We start from the raw sequence: 26094 nt of genomic DNA, 5'->3' as shown, positions 1-26094 counted from the left end.
TTTTACAGCTGCGCTTTTATTTTTGCCGTAAAATGTTATCATTCTGTTAATTGGATTTAAGCTGACGCAGCTTAAAAGAAAGTTCATTTTTAGGCTCTGCAAAATAATATCATCATTATGTCCGATAGTGTCATAAACGCCTGATTTCCTTGACACTATTGTATATAGATGTTAGAATTAAATCGTAAAATAAACATGAAAAATGTTCGGCTAAAAATAAAAAACCAAACAGAAAGGAAAAAATTACAATGAACAGAATGAAAAAGACTATGGCAGGTCTTTGCGCACTCTGCATCAGCTTCGGTACCTCGTCCGTATTAAGCACATCGGACAAGGTAAGTACCGTTTCCGCAGCGTCCAAGGACATCTCCTCAACTATGGAATGGGACACCCTCAAAATAGGCGGCGCAGGCTTCGTTTCGGGCATAGTTACAGGACAGAAGGAAATGTACCTCCGTACAGACGTTGGCGGCGCGTACAGATACGACTACGATCAGAAGAGATGGGTGCAGCTTTTCGGCTTCATCAACGAGGACGACAGAGGTCTCCTCAGCTGTAAGGGCATCGCTATCGACCCCACAGACGATATGACAGCCTACTTCCTCTGCGGCTGCGCATACTTCTCTGACGCAAAGACAGTCATCTACAAGACCACCGACGGCGGCAAGACCTTTACGGGAGTTGACGTTACCGAGCAGATACAGGTGCACGGAAACGGCGACGGACGTGAGTGTATCGAGCCTATCGCAGTTGACCCCGACAACCCCGACACTATCTACGCAGGCGGCGACGTAACAGGCGGCAAGTCCGCACTTATCAAGTCAACTGACGGCGGTAAGTCATGGAAGCCTGTTGAGGGCTATGATGCTCTGGGACTTTTCACAGGCGAGATCAAATATCCCTCATGGACAGAGCATATCGTAAGAGGCACAGAGCCCAGCAAGCTCTACAACCAGCAGAACGGTATCGGCTGTATCCACATCGAGGGCGGCAAGGTTTACGTGGGCACTTCCGTTACAGGACAGGCTAATGTCCACGTTGCAAGCGTCAAGGACGACAAGTTCGAGCCCATCAAGGCTCTCCCCAACGCAAACTATCCCCTCTCAATAACAAGCGACCGCAACGGAAATCTTTTCTTCACATATATTGCAGGTCTCGCATTCTCAGGTGCAGCAGGCGGCGCATACAAGTACAATATCGCAACAGGAACAGCTGAAAAGCTTTCAGTATCCGACAATTCCATCGGTATGATCGATGTTGACAAAAAGGACCCCAACAAGATGTTCGCACGTACCTGCGGAGTTTTCTCCGATCAGTGGTGCGGCGATGAATGGGTACAGGACGACCCCAGCACTCCCGAAAACGAGGGCACTATCGCATGGGGCGACCACTTCTTCCGCTCTTCTGACGGCGGCAAGACATGGGAGGACATCACTCCCGGTCAGGGACCTACAGACTACTCAACAGGCGTAGGCGTAAAGCAGTTCATCTCACTCCCACTTGCTCTCAACGGCTATGACTGGATCTACGGCAAGGCTTGTCACTGGGGCAGCGGTATCCTCATCGACCCCAGAGACGAGGAAGGTGACCGTATCCTCCTCACATCAGGAAACGGCGTATTTGCCTGCGACAATGCATGGGCTGAAAAGGATATCCAGTTCTACTTCCAGCCCGACGGCGTTGAGGAGTGCGTAAGCCTTGATTTCTACAGCACAGCTGACGGTCTCGACCTCTCGGCTATCGGCGACTACGACGGCTTCGTTCACGAGACCGTTGACGGCATACCTCAGCAGTACAACCCCAATATGGGCTCTACCTCCGCTATTACAGTATGCCCCCAGAATACAGACGTATGGGCAAGAACTGCCAACGGTGACGGAAACAACACAGGCAGCGGCTTCTATACTCTCGACCGCGGCAAAACATGGAAGACTTTCAAGCCTGCCTGCACAGGCGGCAAGCTCTCCATAACCGAGCTTTCCAAGGGCAAGTACAGAGTTATAAACACAAGCGCAAAGGGCGCAGCATCCTACTCCGACGACTGGGGCGCAACATGGAAGACCTGCGAGGGAATAAAGGCTACAAAGGGCGTTTACTCACTGGTTGATCCCGAGGATCCCAAGACAGTTTACGCTGTAGGCGCTCAGTACAACGAGTACTGGTCATCTGATATGTCCAAGAAGGAGCCCACCTACGACGAGGCGCACTACTCCTTCTTCATCAGCGAGGACTACGGCGCAACATTCACAGAGACACGTATCTGCCCATATAACTGGCAGCTCACATGGAAGTTCGAGGAAACAGGCGACCCTGCATACCTTACCAAGGGCACTATCGCTTTCGCAGGTGCAGAGGAGGGCGTGTACATCATCTCCGACAAGGGCAAGACCATTGAGAAGCTGAATAACGTATCCTACGCCAAGTGTATCGGCTACGGCGCTCCCGAAAAGGCAGGCGGCGTGAATACCCTTTACATCTACGGAAAGCCCGAAAAGGACGACAAGGAGGGCATTTACCGCTCCACAGACGCAGGAAAGACATGGGTATGCATCAATACCGACCACCTCTACGGCGGTACAGGAAACGGCAACTACCTTGTTGGCGACATGGACGAATTCGGCAAGGTATATATGTCCACAGTAGGCTGCGGAATCGTTTACGGTCAGATCGCAGGGAGTAGTCCCTCAACACCCAAAACGACCACAACTACAACAAAGCCAGTCACAACAACCACAACAAAGCCCACAGTCACAACTACTGCTGCTACAACTCCCGCTGCAGCTGACAAGGATTATAAAGCAGGCGACGCAAACTGCGACGGAACAGTTGACCTCTCAGACGTGGTAATGATAATGCAGGCTCTTGCAAATCCCAATAAGTTCGGCACAACAGGTACAGACGCTCACCACATCACAGCTCAGGGCGTTAAGAACGCCGATGTTACAGGCGGCAGCAACGGCATGACCACCGAGGACGCAGGTGCGATACAGCGTTATCTCTTAAAGCTTATATCTGCACTTCCCGAGACTAAATAAAACACCAAAGCCCGTGAACAGAAGTTCACGGGCTTTTTCATAGCTAACGGCTAATGGCTAAAGGCTAATGGCTCAATGCGGAAACTTATCCCTGTACACGCTTACCTCGGTAAAAATTCCCCTGCTGCTGCCGTTTATGGACACAGCGCCGATGCGCTCCGCAGTAATACTGCCGAAGCTGACAATGTCGCCGATATCCTCTCCCTGATAGCCGCTGTAGTAGCAGTACACTCTCTCCTCGCCGCGGAAATCATACTTATCACGGTAGATAAGAGCCTGCGGCGGCGAATAGAGGAACCGCATATCAAGGTCGAAGTACTTGTGCCGAACTATTTTCAGCGCAGTAACGTCGCTGTCCGTAAGGTCGAAGGTGCCGTAATCGCCGTTGATGTCAGCCATATGATAGTCGCTGGCAAGACGGCTGTACATCAGCTCCGAGCCCGAAGCAATGAGCTTTTCGCCGCTCAGGTCGAAGCTCTCGGGGGTGGGATACTGACTTATCATAACCATATTCGCTCCCCTTACATAGGGATAAGTGCCGAGGAGCTTGTATGCCAGATTCGCAGCCGCGTCCCACATGGAGGTATTTGGCTTCACGTAGATATAGCTGCTGTCATCGGCATTGTTCTCATGAGTTACATAGGGCAGGGTGTAGAAGTTGTCCATAAGAGCATTGAAGGACATATTCAGTTTAAGTCCGGGCTCTATCTGGTTCTGAGTCAGAAGCGAGGTGAAGCCCCTCGACTTTATCACAAGGAAGTCCGCACCGCCCCTTTTCTCCCATTTAAGGCTGTCCACCAGTCCGTGGTGAACTATATCCCCGTTGATTATAAGGGAGACCTCCGCCCCATCGGTGTAGGAGCTTCTTTTCGCCCTTATCCTTGCACTGAGGGAGGTATATGGAGTATAAATGTCCTTATGGAAGCTGAAGCTCATCACATTCTCCTCGGCGTACTGAACGCCGTTTTTTGTGGTAACTGTTATTCTCACACTCATACCGCACTTCTCCTTGTGACGGGCTCTGCTGTCATAAGCACCACCGTTGCGTCTGCCCAGTCGTCGCCCTTATCGTCAAAAGTATAGGACAGCATTCGGCAGTCCGCAAAGACAAGTCCCATGTGCTCCACATTGAAAGGAGCCGATGAGTTTACCAGCCCATTGAAGCTGTATACTGCGTCTTCGGAAGCTCCCTCAGTGCTTACTCTCCCCGAAAATGTCAGCCTTGTGCTTCGTGAAGCGTTATTTGTGACCACAGTACCGCCGTCCGTAGTGGATTCCTCGGTGATACTGCGTACTGCGGAAGCCTTGAAGCTCTCACAGAAGAATGTTACTCCGCCTATAACTACAGCCGCCGGCTTTCGCTCATTGATAGCAGTTACGGTACTCATGGGCTGCTCCTTTCAAACTTGGTGACGCCGCTTATGCGAAGCTTCACCGACAGCACAAGGCGCTGTATATTGCTGTCGAATTTAAGGCTCATCTTGCCGAGACTGCATGTAAGTCCCGACATATCAAATATAACGGGAGCAATATTGCTGTCATAGTATCCGTAGAGCTCCTCCGCGGAGCTTGTATCGGGAGCTGTAACTGTCAGCTCTATCTCCGACTTAAAGGGCAGATACACGATGTACTGGGAATAAATAGGAGTCGATGACTCAAAGGCGCTTATGCCCACCACCGTGAAAAAGCTCCTACCCTTGCGGTCGATAGCTCTTGCGTCAAAGGCGCTGTAAACTGGCGAAACATTATGAGCCGCCAGTCTTTCGATAATATCGTCGATAATGTCTCTCAGCATGATATCAGCTCCTCTCCGCCTGCAAAGCTGCTGAATGTGAAGTTCTGTGCTTTCAGCAGGTCGCTGCATATCTGTACGTAGTCCCTGAGAAGCTCCTTTGCGAAGCTGTAGGCAGTATTCTGTGACTCTTTCAGCACCTTGCCTGCATAGGTGACTGCTGCTCTTTCTCTTGCGGCGAGGATCTGCTGCAATCTGTAAAATGCCAGCGCACCACAGAGAAAGCTGACTCTCAGCTCGGTCTTGTCCGCATCGGGAAGCATAAGGCGCTCCACCTCATCTGCCGCAAGGAGTATGAGCTGATAGTATTCGTCGCCGTTCTCCTCTCCCGTAAAGAGCTCAAAGGCGCTTACGATAGTCTGTATATCCATTGTGTCCCTCCTATCTCATGGAGAAATCAGAAGTTGACTCCTCACTTTTGTCTGTACTTTCCAGCTGCACCTCTGCCCTGCCCTTTCCGCATTTAGCCTCAAAGGACTTGCGCATGGCAATGAGCTGCTGAGTATTCAGATTCGCAGCCGATAATGAAGCTATGTCCGCAGCCTCCCTGCCGCCTGCAAAATAAGCGAGCCTGCGTATATCGCGGCGGAGCTCCTCATCGGCAGCCTTAACGTCTGCGGCAGCCTGAGCCCTTACGGTATCGGCTTCGCTGTACTTCTTGGTGACGCCTGCGTTTACCTGTGCAGGCACTGCAACGAAGCTCCACTCATAGGCGTCGGTGATGTCGTCGAGAACGGTGTGGCAGAGCTTTCCGCCGTAGGTCTTGCCCTTGACATGGTCACATGAGGTCACAGCCTTGTCGTTTCCGCATACTGAGCAGATACGCTTAGCTGCCGAGCAGGAAATGCTGACCTCTTTCTTTATGCCGCCGTCTATCTCCGCAATGAGATCCTTGTTGTTTTCGGTGCGGACCATGTAGGCACTTGCTTTCAGGTACTTGTACGGCTCGCCGTTTTTTGTGCTGCGGGAGCTGTCTGTGATAAGCTCCGCGTCAAAGATACGGGCGTTCTGATTTGCAGCTGCGGCGTCGTGGTCGAAGATACCAGTCTTGCCGATAAAGCTATCTTTCAGCGTTTCCAGAGCCCCGTCGGAGAAGCGCTCGCAGTCGCGGTCGATGTCGTTGTCGCAGAGCACGATGTCAAAGACGTAGACCTCGTCCTCACCGAGCTTTCTGCGTGTGAATCTGTTTATTTTATCAAGAATAGACTTGTCCATGTTTTCTCCTTTCGGAATAATTAAATTGAACCCATGAACGGGATTCCAAAGGGACTGTGTTCCTTTGGTCAGGTCAAGGGCTGACAGCCCTTGTGGGGCGTGGGGCAAAGCCCCACAGTTACAAAGCGCTCCGCAAGGGGTGAATTCCCAAACAGTCCAGTGGACTGTTTGGGAAGAGGGGACGCCCTGAAAGAGAGGGCGTCCCCTGAATCGGGGCGATATTACTCGTTTGAATTGACAGTAAGCACCTTTACTGCATCGGGAGTTATCTTTCTGAAGCCGCAGGTGATGGACACTGTTATCTGGTCCAGCTGACGGTCGATGAGCTTGTCTGTCTCCATCACAAGGTCGGTGCTGGTGATGAACTCCAGCGCGAAATCGCGGTCGATACCGATGATAGTATCATCGTCCGCAGCCGAGGTCTTGATAAGCTCAGAGCCGAATGGGAGCACAAGCTTGCCCTCGGAATTGGCATTGCAGTCCTTGACCTGCTCCATAGCTGCTATCTTTGAAGCAAGCTCGGGCGATGTAATGACCGTTGTCATGTCGAAGCAGTCGAACTCGCCATAGAGAGCCGCAAGGTCGTCATAGGTAAGAGATGCTGTAGTGATAGGTGTCACGCCGTCAACGAGAACGTCAACAGCCTCCTTGACTACTGTCACAGCAAGTCTTACGCCGACGCTTCTCAGCATGACGCCGAAAACGTCAAGTCTCTGCTGGCGGATAGCCTCATATGAAGCGCTGATAAGTCTGCCGAACTTGGAGAGCACGGTAGCTGTGGAGCCCTCTCTTACTGTAGCCTCGGGGAGCTGTTCAGCATGATCCGTTGTTCCGTATGCAACTGTATCATCGTCGATGACGCAGCCCAGATACTGACTGCTTGCGCATACTGTCTTAGCCGCACACACAGAGCGGAGCACTGTCTCGTCAAACCCCTTTCTGATACATCTTGTAACGAACTCGGGGAAGAGGATAGCTGTTTCCGTTGTGGAGAAGAACTTCTCAACACGGTCGCAGTCCTGACCGCTTATCCTGATGTTGAAGCGCTTGAGCTGTCTCTCGAAAGCGTCCAGCTTTTCAAGAGCTGTGCCTGCGTATGACGAGGATGGGTCAAGCTCCTCGAGAGCAGCTGTGAAAGACTTGCCGCTGAGATTGTAAAGACCCTTTTCAAGCTTGATATCGTTATACATATTCATATCCTCCGTTATCATTCATTGTTTTCAAGGCGCATTTCTATCTCACGCGCCTGTGCGTTTTTCAGCCTTGCCTCTGCAAGGGCTGTTTCGTCCTGTAGATTGATGTTGTCCCACTCAACAGAGCAGGTCGCCTCCGCTCCTATAGAAGCCAGATATGCGTCGCCCACGTCCCGTATCACAGGAGTGAGCAGCCTGCGGTAGTACTCCAGCTCAGAGGTGAGTATATCAGCCTGCTGAGAGGACATTCGCTCCGTTGAGCTCCATGAGAGCCCAAGCAGAAACGGCGGTATCGAGAGCTTTGCGACGAGCTGTTCAAGGAGCTGCCTTACGGGCACATTGGTATCGAAAAGCTGATTTTCGGCTCCGATGACCTTTATATCAACGTCACCCACCGCAACAAAGTCCTTGACCTGTCCGTATTTTGCCGAGTTCATGCCGTCTGCCCATTCACGGGCTATCTGCTGAGCCCTTTCCCTCGAGTACATCATGTCACCTGCTTCTCCTGCAGGCTTGTAGGTCACTGCATAGCGGACATTTCCAACACGGTCGAAGTTCTGACCGATACATTCGTATATCCTCATAAGGATACCGCTGAGTGACGGGAGCCCTCGCAGCAGGGAGTGTCCCCCTGTGAGCTCGGCATAGAGTATGCGCTCGGGGTGAGCTATTTTTCGGGAGCTGCCGTCCTCGGTGCGGACGGTATAGCTTCTGCTGAACGGGTCTGCTCCCGACGTTATGCGGACACGGGATATATCCCCGTTCCACAGCCCTGCGATGCACTGCTGCTCGCTGTCTGTGACTATCTCTCCCACAGCGCTGCCGTAGGTGAGCAGGCTGTCGAGAAAGTTATCCGCAAAGCAGCCCACAGACCGCCCCGTAAGTCCTACGGGAACACTGCCGAGAAAGCTGTCCAGCTCCTGCTGGTACTCCCCGTCGGAGCAGACTACATGAAAGCCGCCTGTTAGTCTGATTATCTTCATAATGGCGGCGTCTATGATAGGTACTGCACAGCGAAGCCTGTCGTAGAGCTCTTTTTCAAAGGGCTGCACTGACGCAGGGAGCGCAAAGCTCTCGCAGCTGCCCCTCTGGGTACCGATAAGCCCCACAGCAGCCTTTGGCGTTTTCTTCTGAAAAAGCTTCATATTTCCTCCTGTCTTATGATCTGTGAACGGTGGTTTTTATCTGGATACAGACAGGGCAATAAATTCGCTGCCGCTGTGTTGATCGACCATATCCGCCACAAAATAGCGCATATCGTCCATTGCGTGATCGTTTTCCTTTATTGGAGCGTCAGCCCCTGCCTTTTCGTTCCAGCTGTAAAGTGCGAACTCCCGCAGTATATCCCTGCATGATTCGTGGAATCTGAGCTTTCCCTGCTTCAGTGCGGAGCTCACCTGACGGATACCCGATATAACATCGTTTTCCGCCTTTACCACACGGAATCTTCCGTGTCGGCGTATACACTCGATGAAGCTTGCCGCCGATGGGTCTACTATGACCTTTTCGATGTGCCTGCTGCCTGCAAGCTCCTCAAGAGCTTCGTAGTGCTCCTCGTCGGTGCGGCATGCTCCCTCTCGTTTTGAGGAGTAGTAGTACTCCGCCAGTCTGTACCAGACTCCGTCATGAAGTCCCCACAGACCGAATGAGGCGGGATTTACCGTGCCGTAATCGCAGGAGATGACAAATCTCTCGCAGTCCACATCACCGCTGAAAACATGCTGCTTTTCGCTGAACATGGGATATACCACGCCCTGTGAGGCAGTCCATTTTCCCAGCACGAAGCGGTCGTAGAACGTTCCCGAATACATACGCTTGTAGCGCTCCCTCACCTTCTCGGAAAGAGAGGGATTGTCGTCCATGGTGAAGTGGAGATACAGGGCGTTTTTCTCCCGTATCTTCTTTATCCACTCATTGTAGAACCAGTGGGACGGATTGTCGGGATTGCAGTTGAACCACATCTTTGAGCCGCTGACCGAACAGCGTGCCAGTGCCTGCTCGACAAATGAGCGGGGCATGAGTGCAACCTCGTCGAAGAATACTCCCGAAAGAGTCATTCCCTGTATCAGCGCCGCGGAGCTCTCGTCCCTGCCGCCGAAGAGGTACACCCTGTTGGTCCTGCCGAGGAAGGTCATATCGAAATAGTTGCTGCTGACCTTTTCGCGGACGGTAAAGCCGTAGTCTGCCAGCAAAGGAAGCATGGGAGTTATGACATTTCTGCGCAGGGACGTTATGGTCTTGCCGCACATGGCAAAAGCCCCTCCGTCGAAGCACCTGCCTGCCCAGAATATGAATCCCAGCGACATGGAAAGAGTCTTGCCGCTTCGCACAGCTCCGTCACATATAATGGCGTCGCGGTCGCCGTAGCTCCGCATATTCCACCATTTCATGGCAAGGCGCTGCTTAGGTGAGAATTCAATTATCGTCAAGGCTCTCACTCTCCTCCTCCGCAGTAAGGGCTTTTATAAGGCTTTCCGCCCTGCCGCGGTCATTGAAAGCATTTTCCAGCTCGAACAGCTTCTCCAGCGCCTTCATTCTGTCAAAGAGCTTTACCTCAACTCCGCCGCCCTTTACCCGCTTTATCTCGGAAACGTTGAACAGGTCAAGCTTTCCGATGACCTCCGCAGGGGGAAGCTCGTCCGCAAACACCAGATACACCGCGTCGGTGCAGCTGCCGAATGCAAGCCTTTTGAGTCCTGCGGCTACGCTTCCGCTGTCGGTGAGCACCTCCCGAAGCTGCGCTATCAGCTGTCGGCACTCCTCTGTTTTAAGAAGCTCTATCCCCTCCGAGAGAGCAGTCTCACGGGGAAAGCCTGCGCGTACCGCCGCCTCCTCAGCACTGCCGAGGACAACGTAATTGCAGCAGAATGAGTTAAGCTTTGCTTTAGTGTTTCTGTTCAAAAAAATATGACCTCCTTTCGTTCGCTTACGAACCACCGTTCATATAAGCGTCGGAAAGAGGTCTTTTTCAATGCAAAGATATTGAATTTCAGAAAAATAATTTTCAGCTTTGTATGAATAGACAAAACGCAGCTGATATTTTAGTGCATTTTGCACATTCATCATACTGTAGGGGCTGCCTTTGGCAGCCCGTGTTAATATCATCGAAATCTGCGGACGCCCATTGGGCGTCCCTACAATTGGTCATTTGAAATTTTACGGTTATTGGCGGGACGTCGAGTGACTCCCTACAGTGTAGGGAGATGTCAGCGTAGCTGACAGAGGGTACGTGCAGCTGTTAGCTGCGCCGTCCCCTACATTCTCAATTTTCAATTCTCCATTCTCAATTCACGGGCGCGCGGAACGCGCCCCTACAAAATATATCATGTTAATTTCAATGTTAGTGCCAGCGAGCGAAAGCAGAATAACGTTATACAACATAGTAAGCGAGTTTACGAGCGACACCGTGGCAAGGGTGCAGCGTCACGCTGCAAAAAGGACGGCATAAGCCGTCCTTTACATGAATAATCCTACTATAAACGCCGCTGCCGAAGCCGCAAGGGCTACCACTATCAGCGGCATCTCCAAAAATGCAAGCAGCAATGCTACTGCCGTGCCTGCAACTGCCGTCCATATATTATGTGTTGTATAAAATATAGCGGGTATGGTCATGGCGCTCAGTACCGCATAGGGTATGTAGTACAGGAAGCTCCTGAAAAACCGCGACTTTATCTTCTTTCTGAAAAAGGCAAAGGGCAGCATGCGTATCAGGTAGGTGACTACTGCCATTACCGCTATGTATATCAATATGCTCATGCAGCCGCCTCCTCTTCTTCCTTAATTGGAAAGATAAGCGCTGCCATCAGTGCGGATACAACTGCCGCGATGATCATGGCAAAGCCCTCGCTGAGTGCGGGGACTGCAAACTTGAACATAACGCTGAGAGCTGCCGCTATGACTGCCGCAAAAAGTACGCCGTGCTGCTTCTTCGCAGGGGGTATGACTATGGCTATGAACATTCCGTAGAGCACTATCTCCATTGCCGTGCTCACCGCCGCAGGAAGAAGCTCTCCTGCCGCTGCTCCGAGAGCTGTACCAACTATCCAGCCCAGACCCGCAATGAATATCATTCCGTACATATAAGCGGGAGTTATAGGCTCTTTCTGTGCCGAGCACACCGCGAATATCTCGTCGGTTATACCGTATGAAGCCAAAAACCTGTGTGGTGTGGTGAAGCTCTTGTCCAGCTTCTGTGAAAGTGAAAGCGCCATGAGGGAGTACCTGATATTGACAGTGAGCTGTAAAAGCACCATCTCTATGAGGGCTCCGCCTGCCGCTATTACGTCAAGTCCTGCCTTTTGTCCTGCCGATGTAAGGTTGGTGGCAGAGATAAGTGACGCCTGAAACACGGAAAGTCCCGCTTTGACCGCTAATATGCCAAAACCAAAGGATACCGATAAGTACCCGAGACATATCGGTATCCCATGTGACATTCCGCGCAAAAATCTGCTTTTCAATTCATATTCTCCGATTACTTAACAAATTTTGCCTTTACAATAGTATAATCATAGGGCAGAACGGTTATTGCGTCATCCATAAATTCACCGTAGAATGGCTGTATATCGGTGAAGCGGCTGAGTATTCCGCTCATATTCTCCAGCTTTACCACGTCGCCGCTCCTGTTGACGAAGATGATGTAATCCTGCTTCTGACCCTGTCTTGTAAAGCCGATAAGTCGGCTGTCGTGAGTTTCCTTTTCGTTGATGACGAAGTATATCCTTCCGTCCTTCATGTTTGGTATGGACTTTCTCACGCGGCTGAGCTCCGAAACATACTCGATGAGCTCGGTATCCTCTTCTCCCCACGGGAAGCAGCGGCGGTTGAATGGGTCCTTGTAGCCCTGTAGTCCTGCTTCGTCGCCGTAGTATATGCTTGGTATGCCGGGCAGGAAGTACATCAGCGCCATTGCCGCCTTGAGAAGCTCCTTACCGTGAGCATACTGCTCGGGAGTCAGGTATCTCTCCGCCATCCATTCCTTGCTCTTGCCCTCGCAGTCGTCGCCGCCCAGACGGTTTATGGCTCTTTCGATATCATGGGTGGATACAAAGTTCATAAGCACGTCTATGGTGGGCTTGGGGTAGTTTTCAACAATGTTCATGACAGAGTTGATAAAGTCTATGGGCTTGCCGCCTTTCAGGAAGTTCATTATGGCTTCGCGGAAAGGATAGTTCATTACTGAGTCAAGCTCGTCGCCCAGAAGATAGCGGCGCTTCACGCCGTAGCTGAGCTTGTTGGTAGCGTCCTCCCAGACCTCGCCTATGACTACCTTTTCCTTGTCATATCCCTTTACGCATTTTCTCAGGTTTACAAGGAACTGCTCGGGGAGCTCGTCGGCTACGTCAAGTCTGTAGCCTGCCGCGCCCTTGTCAAGCCAGTAGCGGAGCACGCCCTCCTCGCCGCAGATGAACTCGGTATAGTCCTCGTTGTTCTCGTTAACGTTGGGGAGAGTATCGATCCCCCACCATGCCTCGTACACATTGGGGTACTCGATGAAGCTGTACCAGTCGTAGTACTTGCTGTCCTTGGACTGGTATGCGCCAAGCTCGTCCTTATAGCGTCCGAACTTGTTGAAGTAAACGCTGTCGGCGCCTGTATGTGAGAATACGCCGTCAAGTATTACCGATATATCGTACTTTTCGGCTTCGCGACAGAGCTCCTCAAACTCGTCATTGGTTCCGAGAAGCGGGTCTGCTCTCATGTAATTGGCTGTATTGTAGCGGTGATTTTCGTGAGACTCGAATATGGGATTTAAGTAGATACAGGTAACGCCAAGGCTTTTCAGATAGGGAAGCTTGGACTGTATGCCTGCAAAGTCTCCGCCGAAATAGTCGTTGTTCCATACGTGACCGTGCTCGTCGGGCTTATAAAGCGGAGTTCCGCCCCAGTCATCACGGAGTATGCGTCCCTCGGGGATATTCTCCTTGGACTTGCCGCTTTTGCAGAAGCGGTCGGGAAATATCTGATACATAATTCCGCCCTTGAGATGATCGGGAGTCTCATAGTCGCTCCCGTAGACAGTGAGCTGGAACATCTCGCCGTGGTCAAGTCCGCCCTCATGGAGATTCACTTTCTTGACATAGTGACGTGTGCCGCCCTCTGTATATGAGAAGTAATAGTAGTGTACGTCGGTATACCTTGCGTCGTATGAAGCCGTATACGCAAAGCAGTCCTCCTCCTCGACTACCTCGTTCATGCTGATGAAACGCTCCTTGAAGCCCGTTCTGAAAAGCACCAGTACAGGCGAAAAATCAGGATTTACGTCCTTGGGGAGCCTTATGGTGAAACGACAGGTCTCGAACTGCCTTACTGCTCCGAATATTGATTTATAGCCTAAATTCCATGTATCATAGATAGGTCTCATGTCAAAAACACTCCGTTAATCATCATTCAAAAAGGGGACGAAGAAGCCAACGTCCCCTTATAAATTGTCATCAAAGATGCCAGATATTGTGTGCGTACTCGGTCACTGCGCGGTCTGCGGAGAAGATTCCTGCGCCTGCGATATTGTTCAGGGACATCTTTGCCCATTTCATCTTGTCGTTATAGCATTCTGTGATGTACTGCTGTGCCCTGCGGTAGCTGTCAAAGTCTGCAAGCACCATGTAAGGATCTCTGTCCTTCAGTGAGTTTGCAACATCGTTGAAGGTACAGCCGTTTATGCCGTGGTACATGCGGTCGATAGCTTCCTTGATGCGCTGGTCGCCGTTGTAGTAATCACAGGGATTGTAGCCTCTGCAGCGGAGGTCGTTTACCTCAGGAGTTGTCATGCCGAAGATAACGATGTTGTCGTCGCCGCAGGCTTCCTTTATCTCAATGTTAGCTCCGTCAAGAGTACCCAGTGTAACTGCGCCGTTGAGCATGAGCTTCATATTACCCGTACCCGAAGCCTCTGTACCTGCAAGTGATATCTGCTCGGAAACGTCCGAAGCAGGCATGAGATGCTCGGAAAGAGTTACGCAGTAGTTCTCAAGGAATACTACCGAGAGCTTCCGGCTTATCTTGGGGTTCTTTCTTATCTCCTCGGAGATAGCCCATATCATCTTGATTATCTGCTTTGCAAGATAGTAGCCCGGAGCTGCCTTTGCCGCAAAGATGTAGGTCTTTGGTGTGAAGGGTGCGTCGGGGTCATTGAGAAGATATGCGTAATCCGCAAGGATATTCATTACGTTGAGGTGCTGTCTCTTGTACTCATGGAGACGCTTTACCTGTACGTCGAAGATACTGTCGGTATTGAGCTCAATGCCGGATTCGTTCCTTACATACTTTGCAAAAGCTTCCTTGTTCTCCTTCTTTACTGCCATGAGCTTCTGAAGGACTTCCTTGTCATTCTCGAACTTCCTGAAGTTTTCAAGCTCAGCGCCGTCCTTGATGAACTTGGGACCGATAGTCTCGGTGAGGAGCTCTGTAAGGGCGGGATTTGACTGATACAGCCATCTTCTGTATGCGATGCCGTTTGTGACGTTCTTGAACTTCTCGGGAGTGTTCTCGTACTCGTCATGGAAAACGGACTGCTTGATTATCTCCGAGTGGAGCTTTGATACGCCGTTTACGCTGTGTGAAGCCGCAACGCAGAGTGAAGCCATGTGTATCTGATTGTCCTTGATTATGGACATGCGAGTGGTCTTTGCGCTGTCGCCGCCGTTTCTCTCCATGAGAGACTGGCAGTAGCGGTTGTTTATCTCAACTATAAGGGAGAATATTCTCGGGATAACGGTCTTTACAAGGTTTACGTCCCATTTCTCCAGAGCCTCTGCCATTACAGTGTGGTTTGTGTAGGCAAATGTGCGTGTTACGATGTCCCATGACTTTTCCCAGCTGTAGCCGCAGTCATCAAGAAGTATCCTCATGAGCTCGGGGATAGCGAGAGTCGGGTGGGTATCGTTGATGTGGATAGCCACCTTGTCGGCAAGATTTTCAAGTGTGCCGTAAACGTTCATATGTGAGTTTACGATGTCACCGATAGAAGCTGCGCAGAGGAAGTACTGCTGACGCAGACGGAGGCTCTTGCCCTCGAGGTGGTTATCGTTAGGATAGAGCACCTTTGAGATAGCGTTTGCGATAGAGTTCTGTGCAAGGGCTTCATCGTATCTGCCCTTGTTGAACATTTCCATATTGAAGTTAGGAGCCTTTGCAGACCACAGACGAAGCACTGATACTCCGTCGCTGCCGTAGCCCGAAACATAGAGGTCGTAAGGTGTTGCAACTACGGTATTGTAGTTGACATGTGAGATGTAGTGGTACTGATTGTCCCAGTACTCGTTGAGGTCGCCCTCAAAGTGAACATCAATGGAGAGCTCGGGCTTTGGCACCAGCCATACCGAACCGCCGGGGAGCCAGTTATCGGGAAGCTCTGTCTGCCAGCCGTCCTCCAGCTTCTGCTGGAAAATGCCGTACTCATAGCATATTGAATGACCCATTGCAGGGAAGCCTGTTGTAGCAAGGCCGTCAAGATAGCAGGCTGCAAGTCTGCCCAGACCACCGTTGCCCAGACCTGCGTCGGGCTCGTTTTCGTATATCTTATCAAGGTTTATGTCGTACTGCTTGAGCATATCCCTTACGCCGTCTGCCAGCTCAAGGTTGTAGATGCTGGTCTTCAGTGAACGTCCCATAAGGAACTCCATTGAAAGGTAGTATATCTGCTTGCCGCCAACAGAGTTGGTATGATTTATGAAGCTCTGCCTCTTCGCACCGAGTATCTCTACGATTATCGACGAGAGAACATGGTAAACCTGCTTGTCAGAAGCTTCCTCTGGAGAAACGCTGTATAAAAGCTGGAGCTTCCTCGGGAATTCTTCTCTTATCCTGTCCATAAGAGGGTTTGCTTTTTTTGTAGCCATATCTTATCTCCATTCTGCCGCTAAGCGACGTTTTTACTGCTTGTATAATATCGGCGTGATATACCGCCATTTATAGTGATTTAAGCCTGTATCCATACAAACAATATACATTAAAATTATACTATGATTTATCTGATTTTTCAAGTGGTTATTTCAACAAATATTTATCCACTGATTTTATATATTGCAGTTTTTCACCAAACCGAGCCTGATATGCTCCCGAACAGATAGGGTCTATATTGTGCATTTTGACTACAGAACAGGATTTCAGCAGTCTGATTTGTGCATATTTCATATTAAATTTCAGTTCTGAAATATTTACTATATTTTTAAAAGATAAAACTTAGAAAATGTTTGAAATTTGTATTATTATGTGATATAATAAGTTTATCCGTGAAATCTGCCGTAAGGCAGTAAGCGCCCCGAACTTTTTTCGGGACGGACTGCGGCACAAAAAAATAAAGAAAAAGACAACAAAAGAATTAAAAAAAGGTGATGTATTATGGAAAAGAAAAAACGCTTCTCGGTACTTAAATTCGTTCTTATCGTACTTTGTATACTCCTGATCGTTGTTTCGATCATTGTAAATATCGGTTTTTCGGGCGGCAAGACTCCCAAGCTCTTCGGCAGATACTTTTACATCGTTAAGGAAGCCGACAACATGGGCGACAACGTCACAAAGGGCGCTTGTCTTATCTCTCCCGACGCAAAGGACGCTGCCATCGCAAAGGGCGATATAGTCCTCTGCTATCCCGCAAACGACCCCAACACACTTAAAGTCCTCAGCATCTACGATGTTGTGACCGCCGAGGACGGCTCAACCAAATATATCACTGCCGACGCTACAAATGTGGGCAGCGAGGATTCTATCTCAAAGGAAAATATCGCGGCTATCTGCACAGGTCACACCGAAAGTGCAGAGCTTGGCGCTCTCATAAGATTCGCTTCAAGCATCAAGGGCATCATCTGTCTCTTAGTGCTCCCGTGTGTGCTCCTCGTTATCTTCCTCATCGCTAAGCTTGCTTCAAGCAAGGGCGACGACGACTTCGACGACGAGTTCGACTTCTACGAGTACGACGAAAAGGAGAAGCAGAGAGCTATCTCCGAGAGCAAGAAGAATCTCCACGACAAGTCCGCAAATCCTCTCTTTGAGCCATCTCAGGAGATACAGCCAAGCAATGAGTTTGAGCGCAAGAAGATGTCTATCGCAGAGAACTTCAGCCAGAAGAAGGTAAATCCCGATTCTCCTTACCAGAAGGAAAGAGAGCGCACTATGCAGTTCAAGGCTCAGAGAAGCGCCGAAAGCACCTTCGCAGCAAGAAACGTTGGCGGCTCTTCTTCTACAGCTCCCACAGCAGACGCCCTCAGAGAGGAAATGCTCCGCAAGACTGCCGAGGCTGAGCGCACAGGCACCTTTAATATCAAGAACGCAAATACAAATACTTCTCAGCAGCCTGCTGCTCCCGCAGAGCCTATCACCGATAATACAGGTATCCTCTCCAAGAGCCAGCTTGCCGAGATGTCAAGGAACGACGTTCCAAAGACAACTCCTCTGAGAAGCCAGTCTGCTCCTTCCACAGCAGCTCCGAAGCCTGCAAAGAAGAGCAGCACTCCTGATATCTCCGATATAATCAGCAAGAGCGAGCAGGAAGAAAAAAAGAAGTCTCCGTCAAATATGTCGGTAGACGACCTCATCAAGATGATAGAGGCTGAAAAGAAAAAGCTCTGATAAAAATATGGCAGACCCAATAAACGGGTACCCCTTTACCGAAACGTGTCTTACCGAGTCTGAAATTACAGGCTCGGTAATTTTTTGCCACGATCTCGGCGGAGGGGGCTCCCCTCGGTCTGCCTTTAGTTTTGCGCATAATCATGCACTGTATTCACTTTTTCAAAAATATCCCTTTACGGATTTATGAGCAGGAAATAAGCTGCCAGCCCCGACAAAGCTAATGGCAGGGCTATCAGGAATATGGCTGTAGCGACCATGCCTCCCACACCGGCATCCACTGAGGTCGGGTCGTATATCTCCTTTGGCTTGTCGGGATTTACCAGTATTTCGTAGTCGTCCCCGATAATACGGTCTTCGGGAGTCTTGAACGCCGTAGATGTGTATTCCTTGTCACCGTACTCATATTCATAGGTGGGAGCGAATTTATATGTAGTCCGTCCGTTTATGGTGGTGGAAAAAACGGCTTTGTCCACGCATTTCGCGGTTATAAGCTCAGTACAGACTTTCTTTGTATGAAGTCTTGCTTTCAATGAGCTGTAAAGGCTGAAAACGCCTATGGCTGCAAAAATCAGAGGAAACAGAACCGCAAGCAGCTTCAATATAAACTCACGTCTTTCGCCCTCGCTGTAGTGTATCAGAAGTGTGACGATACAGCCGCCTGCTCCTATTGCCACAGGCAGAAGAAGCGCTCTCTGAAATCTTTGATTTTTTATGAGTTCCGACACTATACCGCCTACTCCGAATACCACAAAAAGCTGAAAAAACAGTATCAATATCAGCCAACTTTTGCTATTACTGGTTTTTGACAGAATTAACATAAGTATTACTGTGACAGCAAACCATATCAGCAGCATAATGCCGATTATCTTGTTAAATGTTTCCGCAAGCCCATTTTCTGCACTGTTGTCGGACTCGCCGCTGTAGTAGCCGTTTTCGTCGTAGTTCATGGTGTCCTTGTCGTGTTTTTTCATGATATAAGCCCCCCTTTGCGGAAATTATAACACAAAGGGGGGCTTTTGTCAATTATTTCTCTTTATTTGGGAAGAGTATAAGCACCACAGGTGTGAGTATGCCTGCTATGGGCCATATGAGCCATGTTATGTCCCACCTGTTGGTGAGGAAGCTCAGAGCTAAATACAGGGCTGTTACTGAACACCAGTATACTGTCATCGCAGGAGAAGGTCTGTGACTGTGGGACTTCTTCTCACGGGTGAAGCTGTCCTCCTCAAGGAGCTTGTTATAGCCGCCCATGATTATTGAGGAGCGGACTATCAGAGCTACGCCAATGGCTATCATAGTGAAGAATACTGCTGCACCAATCACGTCGGAAAAGTCACCGTCTTTCAGAACAGTCTCAAATACTATGAACGGAATAACGGACAGTATGAACAGGACTACGCCGATAACTATGCTGAGAGTGTGCTTGGGCGCGAACTTTGATTTCTTGTCGCTGACCATGCCCGATATGCCGTACTCTGTGTCTATGCCCTCTTTTTCAAGATACTCGTAGGGCTTCATACCTTGTCCAGATATGATGAACAGTGCCACTCCTGCGGATATGAGCATAAACATCAGTGCCACGCCTATCACGTCCCCTGTATCGCCCAGTGTTTCCAGCAGTATCATAGGCAGTACGCAGAGTATGCAAAGGACTACGCCGATAGCTGTGCGTATGGAATGTTTTTCGTTCTTTTCAAGGAAGCTGTTTGCCTCCTCCATTGATACCTTGCGGAGAGGCGGCTCTGTCTCAACCGTCTCCTGTACTGAAGCTGATTCCGCTGAGAGCTCCTCGGTGTCCTTCAATAATGTATCTGTGCTTACGCCGAATATCTCCGACAGCTGTAATATACGGTTAAGGTCGGGGGTGGACTGTGCGCCCTCCCATTTTGAAATGGACTGTCTGCTCACACCAAGCTTTTCGGCAAGCTCCTCCTGTGACATTCCTGATTTTTTTCTGAGTTCGATTATCTTGTCTGCAAGTATCATATATGTTACCTCCATATGTTTTTTCCTCGGGCAATATCCCGTGGTCTATGGTCTTATTTTATCATTTCGGGCAGTTACACACAAGCAACTGCGCTTTACAATTTGTCAATCGGTGGTTGCAATCGCCGATTTTTCGCGCACTTTTCAGAAATACAGCAAAAAAGCACCGTGAAGTATTGCAATTGCGAAAAAAGTGTGCTACAATGTAATTACAATATTTTACGAAAGAAGGTATCCCCCTATGGAGATCAAAAAAGCAGTAGAAGCAGTAGAGAAAAAAACAGGCATCGACCTCCCCGATGAAAAGATCGAGAAGCTCGCTTCCAAAGAAAACATCGATAAGGCTAAGGACATGATCAGCAAAGTCGCTACCAAGGAAAACATTGCAAAGGTCAAGGACAAGGTAGAGGATATCGTTGACAAGATCAAGAAGTGATCGCAAAGGGGCGTTTCCGTCAGGGAAATGCCCCCTTTTTCAAATCCTATACAGATAAGGAGCAAATATGAAAAAACTACTCCATATGCTAAAGAATATCGGAGCCTTCAAGCTCCTCATGCTGACAATGGCTGGCATTATAAACGCTTTCGGCATAACTGTTTTTCTTACGCCTGTAAAGCTCTATGACAGCGGTATTTCGGGAACGTCAATGCTGCTCTCACAGATAACTCCCGACGCACTGTCCCTGTCCGTATTCCTCATAGCGCTGAATATCCCCCTTTTCCTATACGGACTTAAAGCTTCACATTCTGCGCTATATTCACAGTTGCGGTATACTCTGTTACGGCGTGGCTCATAACGGACGTACTGCCCATAGATGTGAGCATAGCCTCTCCCCTTGCAGGCACTGACCTGCTTCTCTGCGCCCTTTTCGGCGGCGTTATATCGGGAATAGGCAGCGGTCTCGCCATACGCTTCGGCGGCGCTATGGACGGCATAGAGGTCATGGCGGTAATATTCGCAAAGCGGCTCGGGCTGTCCGTGGGCTCTTTCGTTATGGTCTACAATATCGTTCTGTACATCATATGCGGAGCTGTCATTCACAGCTGGATACTGCCCCTGTACTCCATAGTGACCTATGCAGCGGCACTGAAGACCGTGGACTACATCGTGGACGGCTTGCAGCGTGAAAAAGCCGCTATGATAATAACCGCAAAGCCCGACGATATCAAAGAGCAGCTCATGGCGGAGTTTGGCTGCGGCATGACCCTCATCAGCGCTGTTGGCGGCTACTCGGGAACCGAGCGCACTGTGCTGTATTTTGTGGTGAACCGCTTTCAGGTCATGAAAATGAAGGACATAGTCCAGAAGCTCGACCCTCTCGCCTATATCACCCTGACCGAGGTGGCGGATATTTTCTCCGTAAATCAAGACAAAACCTGAATGTAGTTGAGAGTGTAGAGTTGAGAGTTAATGTGTTCGCTTCGCTCACGTTATTTAAATAATGTCGCCGCAGGCGACACCATAACTTTCAACTCTCAACTCTCAACTTAACCTTGCGCCTGTGCGCAAGGTTTTAAAGCGGCTTACGCTCGAACATCAGCACGGGATAGCCCTCGTAGTAGGGCTTCACTATCTCGGGATGCTCGTCTGCATAGGCAAATATCACGTCCGCAAGACCCTCTTTCAGAAGTCCCACCAGCTGGGACAGCGGTCGGTGGTAGAGCTCCTCGCATATGGAAGCAAAGGTTATGGCACGTCTGCCGCCAACTTCCATTATACGATAGGGCCAGATACGGCAGTCAAAGGGCTTCTCGTCGCCTAACATGCAGCCTGTCTCCGTAAGTGCGGGACACGAAAAGAGCTCGTCACCCCTGAGCTCCCCTACTCTGAATATGTAGCCCCCGTCCTTGGTGACAAACTGCACATCGGGACGGGCGGCTTTTATTTTTTCGCAGAGCTCCGCCGTAAATACGGGAGTCTCCCACACGTCGTAGCGGTCGAATATACAGCAGAGCTGACATTTCGCACAGGCTTCGCCGCTGAGTATCTTTTTCAGCATGGTTTTCACCCTCTCGTTATTGTTAAGCTATTATACCATATTATGTATTAAAATTCAAGTATGTAGGGGCTGGCGTCCCCTACAGCCCGTTTAATTTTAATTCAATTTCGGGACGTCGAGGACGCCGTCCCCTACATATAAAAAAGGACGGCTTTGCCGTCCTTTTACGCTTATATCCGCTTTTTAAGTCCAGATTTGTCCAGAGCCGCTCCTGCCGCAATGAACAGTACCGCGCTTGCTGCTACCTGTATGGAATAGAACGGAGTCTGTCCGAATGCTGCTATAATAGCTGCCTTGTTGAAGCCGCCTGCCATGAATACTCCCTCATAAAGACTGTAGCCCACTATGCAGACTGCAAGGGACGGGAGAATTCCAAGTATATTGCGGAGATTGATTATCTTCTCCTTTTTGCTTGTGAAAAACAGCGCTGTTATTGCTTTTATAACTATTGTAGCAGGAATCCATACAGGGAAGCCTGTAAGTCCGTCAGCAAGAGCTCCGCCTATCATGCCTGCCGCAACCGCATAAGGTGTAGGCAGTATACAAGCTGCAAGATAGATAAATCCGTCACCTGCGTGTGTGTAGCCTGCTCCCGTAGGTACGTGAATATAGGCTGTGAAAACGAAGATGAGCGCCGAAAAAAGCCCCGTCAGCACTAATCTTCTTACCTTTGTGTCCTGAGCGGTTCGCGTCATGGTGATCTGCTCCTTTATATACTAAATTCCTATGTTTTAGGTTGTTTTTATTATATCACCTGATATGGCGTTTTTCAAGTGGTATCCTGCACAAACATAGCAAAGGTCAACTACGGTTTTGTAGTGCGGTTGACGTATAGTTCAGAGCTATTGTAAGTTATAGTTTTTTCTGCGAAATCCGCGGCTTTTCCGCTGTTATTGACATTTAAACGAATATATGCTACAATTACATCAATATATTCATCGGAAAGGAGACCTGCTATGTATTGTAAAAACTGTGGCAGCAAAATGGACGATCTCGCCGTTATATGCGTCAAATGCGGTGTTCCAAAGGGACAGGGAGTAAAGTACTGCCGTGAATGCGGAAGCGAGATATCCCCGCTTAAAGATGCGTGTGACAACTGCGGATGTTCCATAGTATATAACACATTGAACCGTGCATCTTCAAATGACAACGCCCTTTCTATCATTGGTCTGGTACTTGGAATAGCTTCGCTTGTATTATTATTTGTTATTCCGTTTTTGGGACTTGCCTGCGGCATTGCTGCTATAATTGTCGGAAAGATCGCCTCCGAGCAGAGCTACGACGATAAAATGGCAAAGGCAGCTGTAATACTCGGTATCGCTTCTATCGTGGTATTTATCCTGCGCTTGATCGCAGCTTATGCGCTCTTATCTCTTCTCGCCGATATTTTCTGACGACAACGCGCTGAGCGTATTTTTCGGGCGGATAATATCCGCCCCTACACGGATTTACGGTCATTTAAGGTAAATACGGTACTTGCGGGACGTCGAGAACGCCGTCCCCTACACATTTACGGCAATATAACAGGATTTGCGGACGCCCAAAGGGCGCCCCTACAGGTCGTACATTACAAAAGGGCGGATAATATCCGCCCTTAAATGCGCCGTAAGCGATGTACAAGTTGCAGTTTTTATAAAAGTGAGCGCGTGAAACAAGCGACAACGTGGCAAGGGTGCAGCGTCACGCTGCAAAAAGGGCAGGCGTGAAGCCTGCCCTTTTTATTAACCCATTACGATCTCAACTTCGTGTGTGCCGCCATTGCATACAGGAATTACGCATCCCTCTACTGCCTTGCCGTCAACTGTCATAGTCTTTACGCCCTTGCATACGTGTGCAGGGTTCTTAACTGTGATGTTGAAGGTCGCTCCGCGGAACTGACGAACTGCTGTGAAGCCGTCCCACTCATGAGGAATTGAAGGATCTACCTTGAGTCCATCAAATACAGGCTGTACGCCCAGAATGTACTGGGAAATAGCTACCATGTTCCATGCAGCTGTACCTGTAAGCCATGAGTTCTTGCCCTGACCGAAGTTCTTAGCGTCCTTACCGCCGATCATCTGACCGTATACGTAAGGCTCTGTCTTGTGGATATCAGATGTCTCCTCAGTGAAAGCAGGAGCTATCTTGCTGTAGTACTCAAATGCCTTGTCACCGCGTCCTACGTAAGCCTCGGCACAGATTATCCATGCATTGTTGTGTGTGAAGATACCTGCGTTCTCCTTGTATCCGCCCGGATATGTGGAGATCTCACCGTACTGGATATAGTACTTTGTGAATGCAGGGTTGTTGAGAACAAGACCGAACTCGCAGTTGAGGTACTTGTCAATGGAGTTGAGTGTCTTGATGTCTGCGCCCTGATCCTTACCGATCTCTGACATAACTGCGAAGCCCTGTGGCTCGATGAAGATCTTGCCCTCTTCGCACTCCTTGGAGCCCATCTTCTCGCCGTTAGCGTCGTAAGCTCTGATGAACCAGTCGCCGTCGAAAGCGGATTCCATAACGTTCTTCTTCATCTTGTCGATCTCAGCCTGAGCCTTTGCAGCCTCGTCCTTCTTGCCGAGATGCTCGAGGATACCTACATAAGCAGGACCTGTGTATGTGAAGAGTGCTGCAACGAATGCAGACTCAGCTATCTTGGAGTAACCGCCCTCTGCCTTGAACTTGGGGTTGGTGTAGGTCTGGAAGGACTCACCGGGAGTATCGGAGAAGCATGAGAGGTTGATACAGTCATTCCAGTCAGCTCTCATTGCAAGTGGCAGACCGTGAGGTCCGAGGTTGTTTACAATGTGGTAGAATGAAACGTTGAGGTGCTCAAGCATTGTGTGCTTGCCGTTGGGATCGTCATCGAAAGGAACGTTAGCGTCGAGAATGCCCCAGTCGCCTGTCTCCTTGATATAAGCAGCAACAGAAAGTATCATCCAGAGCGGATCGTCTGAGAAGTCGCCGCCGATATCAGCGTTGCCCTTCTTTGTAAGAGGCTGGTACTGGTGGTAGCAGCCGCCGTCTGAAAGCTGTGTTGAAGCGATGTCGATAAGTCTCTCTCTTGCACGCTCGGGTATCTGGTGAACGAATCCGAGGATATCCTGGTTGGAGTCACGGAAGCCCATACCACGGCCGATACCGCTCTCGAAGTAAGAAGCGGAACGTGAAAGGTTGAATGTTACCATACACTGATACTGGTTCCAGATATTTACCATTCTGTTTACCTTGTCATCAGGTGTGTTTACCTTGAAGATAGAAAGGAGACTGTTCCATGTATTGCGGAGCTCTTCAAGACCTGCTGCTACCTTCTCGGGAGTATTGTACTTCTCGATCATTGCATAAGCCTTTTCCTTGTTGAGGACCCATGTCTCTCTTGTAAGGAGGTTAGCAGGCTTTTCAGCAGCGAACTTCTTGTCCTGTGGGTTCTCAGCATAGCCGAGGATATAGATAAGGGTCTTGGACTCGCCGGGAGCAAGAGTTACCTTCTTGTAGTGTGAAGCAACAGGTGACCAGCCGTCTGCAAAGGAGTTTGAGGGCTTGTCAGCCTTTACTGTTGCAGGGTTGTCCCAGCCGTTGTAGATGCTTCCGAGGAATGAATCACGGTCTGTATCGTAGCCGTCGATATCATCGTTTACAGTATAGAAAGCGTAGTGGTTACGTCTGTCTCTGTACTCTGTTACGTGGTAGATAGTGGAGCCCTCGATCTCAACACGACCTGTGGAGAAGTTTCTCTGGAAGTTTGTGCAGTCGTCCTGAGCGTCCCAGAGACACCATTCAGCGATAGAGAAGATAGAGAAGCTCTTTGCTTCCTTGCCCTCGTTTGTGAGGACTACCTGCTGAACTTCGCCGTCGTAGTTCTGAGGAACGAAGAATGTCACCTCAGCCTTGAGGTCGTTCTTCTTGCCTGTGATAACGGTATAGCCCATACCGTGGCGGCACTCGTATGAATCAAGCTCTGTTTTTACAGGAGACCAGCCGGGGTTCCATACAGTTCCGTTGTCGTTGATATAGAAATAACGTCCGCCCATATCGATAGGCACGTTGTTGTAGCGATAACGAGTAATGCGTCTGAGGCGTGCGTCCTTATAGAAACAGTAGCCGCCTGCTGTATTGGAAATAAGTGAGAAAAATCCCTGATTGCCGAGGTAGTTTATCCACGGATAGGGAGTCTTTGGGGAATTGATAACATATTCCTTTTTAGCGTCGTCAAAAAATCCGAACTTCATAATTATACTCCTTTATTTTTGGTGACAAAAGCGGTTCAACGAACCGCATTTGTATTATTATACCATACATTTGCATATAATACAATAGGATATGCA

Annotated in this window: 23 protein-coding genes and 1 pseudogene; 6 read left to right on the top strand and 18 right to left on the bottom strand. The window is 49.6% G+C overall.

Annotated features, from left to right (window positions below; all coding sequences use genetic code 11):
• Positions 1-248 precede the first annotated feature (248 nt).
• Positions 249-3035, top strand: coding sequence for a dockerin type I repeat-containing protein (locus N774_RS0111750; protein ID WP_024861430.1), 2787 nt, complete (start codon positions 249-251; stop codon positions 3033-3035).
• A 72-nt stretch (positions 3036-3107) separates the two neighbouring features.
• Here the strand turns inward: N774_RS0111750 and N774_RS0111745 are convergent, their stop codons facing one another.
• The 13 genes from N774_RS0111745 to N774_RS0111685 all read right to left on the bottom strand — a co-directional run bounded on the left by N774_RS0111745 (position 3108) and on the right by N774_RS0111685 (position 16072).
• Positions 3108-4031 carry a hypothetical protein gene (locus N774_RS0111745; protein WP_024861429.1) on the bottom strand — a complete coding sequence of 308 codons (924 nt, stop codon included), beginning with the start codon at positions 4029-4031 and terminating at the stop codon, positions 3108-3110.
• Positions 4028-4423 carry a hypothetical protein gene (locus N774_RS0111740; RefSeq protein ID WP_024861428.1) on the bottom strand — a complete coding sequence of 132 codons (396 nt, stop codon included), beginning with the start codon at positions 4421-4423 and terminating at the stop codon, positions 4028-4030. Before N774_RS0111740 ends, N774_RS0111745 begins: the two co-directional genes overlap by 4 nt.
• Positions 4420-4830, bottom strand: a complete 411-nt coding sequence (locus tag N774_RS0111735; RefSeq protein ID WP_024861427.1) for a hypothetical protein — start codon at positions 4828-4830, stop codon at positions 4420-4422. Before N774_RS0111735 ends, N774_RS0111740 begins: the two co-directional genes overlap by 4 nt.
• Positions 4824-5198 (bottom strand): hypothetical protein, encoded by a 375-nt coding sequence (locus N774_RS0111730; protein WP_024861426.1) that lies wholly within the window; start codon positions 5196-5198, stop codon positions 4824-4826. Before N774_RS0111730 ends, N774_RS0111735 begins: the two co-directional genes overlap by 7 nt.
• A 10-nt stretch (positions 5199-5208) precedes the next feature.
• Positions 5209-6042 (bottom strand): hypothetical protein, encoded by an 834-nt coding sequence (locus tag N774_RS0111725; protein ID WP_024861425.1) that lies wholly within the window; start codon positions 6040-6042, stop codon positions 5209-5211.
• Positions 6043-6263: 221 nt separating this feature from the next.
• Positions 6264-7232, bottom strand: coding sequence for a hypothetical protein (locus N774_RS0111720; RefSeq protein WP_024861424.1), 969 nt, complete (start codon positions 7230-7232; stop codon positions 6264-6266).
• Positions 7233-7249: 17 nt separating this feature from the next.
• A complete protein-coding gene (locus N774_RS0111715; protein ID WP_024861423.1) occupies positions 7250-8380 on the bottom strand; it encodes a hypothetical protein in 1131 nt (376 codons plus the stop codon).
• A gap of 36 nt (positions 8381-8416) precedes the next feature.
• Positions 8417-9625: a PBSX family phage terminase large subunit gene (locus tag N774_RS0111710; protein ID WP_051463438.1), complete on the bottom strand. Its 1209-nt coding sequence runs from the start codon at positions 9623-9625 to the stop codon at positions 8417-8419.
• Between the two features lie 25 nt (positions 9626-9650).
• Positions 9651-10136 (bottom strand): terminase small subunit, encoded by a 486-nt coding sequence (locus N774_RS0111705; RefSeq protein WP_024861421.1) that lies wholly within the window; start codon positions 10134-10136, stop codon positions 9651-9653.
• Between the two features lie 555 nt (positions 10137-10691).
• A complete protein-coding gene (locus N774_RS0111700) occupies positions 10692-10991 on the bottom strand; it encodes an AzlD domain-containing protein (protein ID WP_024861420.1) in 300 nt (99 codons plus the stop codon).
• A complete protein-coding gene (locus N774_RS0111695; RefSeq protein ID WP_024861419.1) occupies positions 10988-11692 on the bottom strand; it encodes an AzlC family ABC transporter permease in 705 nt (234 codons plus the stop codon). The genes N774_RS0111700 and N774_RS0111695 overlap by 4 nt, the downstream gene beginning before the upstream one ends.
• Positions 11693-11706: 14 nt before the next feature.
• Positions 11707-13596 (bottom strand): glycoside hydrolase family 13 protein, encoded by a 1890-nt coding sequence (locus N774_RS0111690; protein WP_024861418.1) that lies wholly within the window; start codon positions 13594-13596, stop codon positions 11707-11709.
• A 70-nt stretch (positions 13597-13666) separates the two neighbouring features.
• Positions 13667-16072, bottom strand: a complete 2406-nt coding sequence (locus tag N774_RS0111685; protein ID WP_024861417.1) for a glycogen/starch/alpha-glucan phosphorylase — start codon at positions 16070-16072, stop codon at positions 13667-13669.
• A gap of 502 nt (positions 16073-16574) precedes the next feature.
• On the opposite strand from N774_RS0111685, the gene N774_RS0111680 reads away from it, so the two are divergent.
• Positions 16575-17801: a hypothetical protein gene (locus N774_RS0111680; RefSeq protein ID WP_024861416.1), complete on the top strand. Its 1227-nt coding sequence runs from the start codon at positions 16575-16577 to the stop codon at positions 17799-17801.
• Positions 17802-17977: 176 nt separating this feature from the next.
• Here N774_RS0111680 and N774_RS0111675 read toward each other — a convergent pair whose 3' ends face one another.
• Together N774_RS0111675 and N774_RS0111670 are read right to left on the bottom strand one after the other, a co-directional pair.
• The gene (locus N774_RS0111675) at positions 17978-18775 is read right to left on the bottom strand and encodes a GPR1/FUN34/YaaH family transporter (protein ID WP_024861415.1); all 798 of its coding nucleotides are present in this window, start codon (positions 18773-18775) and stop codon (positions 17978-17980) included.
• Between the two features lie 52 nt (positions 18776-18827).
• Positions 18828-19805, bottom strand: coding sequence for a helix-turn-helix domain-containing protein (locus N774_RS0111670; RefSeq protein WP_051463398.1), 978 nt, complete (start codon positions 19803-19805; stop codon positions 18828-18830).
• Positions 19806-20031: 226 nt separating this feature from the next.
• Between N774_RS0111670 and N774_RS0111665 the strand changes: the two genes are divergently transcribed.
• From N774_RS0111665 to N774_RS19835, 3 genes and pseudogenes are all read left to right on the top strand, one after another.
• Positions 20032-20226 (top strand): hypothetical protein, encoded by a 195-nt coding sequence (locus N774_RS0111665; RefSeq protein ID WP_024861413.1) that lies wholly within the window; start codon positions 20032-20034, stop codon positions 20224-20226.
• Between the two features lie 67 nt (positions 20227-20293).
• Positions 20294-20913 (top strand): annotated as a pseudogene (locus N774_RS17420) (YitT family protein); the annotation flags it as partial.
• A 15-nt stretch (positions 20914-20928) separates the two neighbouring features.
• Positions 20929-21171 (top strand): YitT family protein, encoded by a 243-nt coding sequence (locus N774_RS19835; protein WP_347496232.1) that lies wholly within the window; start codon positions 20929-20931, stop codon positions 21169-21171.
• Positions 21172-21304: 133 nt separating this feature from the next.
• Here the strand turns inward: N774_RS19835 and N774_RS0111655 are convergent, their stop codons facing one another.
• Both N774_RS0111655 and N774_RS0111650 read right to left on the bottom strand, forming a co-directional pair.
• Complete coding sequence (locus N774_RS0111655; RefSeq protein ID WP_024861412.1) at positions 21305-21790, bottom strand: hypothetical protein; 486 nt, start codon at positions 21788-21790, stop codon at positions 21305-21307.
• 170 nt (positions 21791-21960) lie between these two features.
• Positions 21961-22485 carry a TIGR04002 family protein gene (locus N774_RS0111650; protein WP_024861411.1) on the bottom strand — a complete coding sequence of 175 codons (525 nt, stop codon included), beginning with the start codon at positions 22483-22485 and terminating at the stop codon, positions 21961-21963.
• Positions 22486-22746: 261 nt separating this feature from the next.
• Here N774_RS0111650 and N774_RS18345 point away from each other — a divergent pair, with 261 nt between their 5' ends.
• Entirely contained in the window at positions 22747-23184 is a 438-nt protein-coding gene (locus tag N774_RS18345; RefSeq protein WP_024861410.1) for a DUF4190 domain-containing protein, read from the top strand.
• Positions 23185-23511: 327 nt separating this feature from the next.
• Here the strand turns inward: N774_RS18345 and N774_RS0111640 are convergent, their stop codons facing one another.
• Complete coding sequence (locus N774_RS0111640) at positions 23512-25998, bottom strand: GH36-type glycosyl hydrolase domain-containing protein (protein ID WP_024861409.1); 2487 nt, start codon at positions 25996-25998, stop codon at positions 23512-23514.
• Between the last annotated feature and the right edge of the window lie 96 nt (positions 25999-26094).

The organism is Ruminococcus flavefaciens AE3010 (assembly GCF_000526795.1).
GTDB classification, from domain to species: Bacteria; Bacillota; Clostridia; order Oscillospirales; family Ruminococcaceae; genus Ruminococcus; species Ruminococcus flavefaciens_D.
This window is presented reverse-complemented; position numbering and strand designations above follow the sequence as displayed.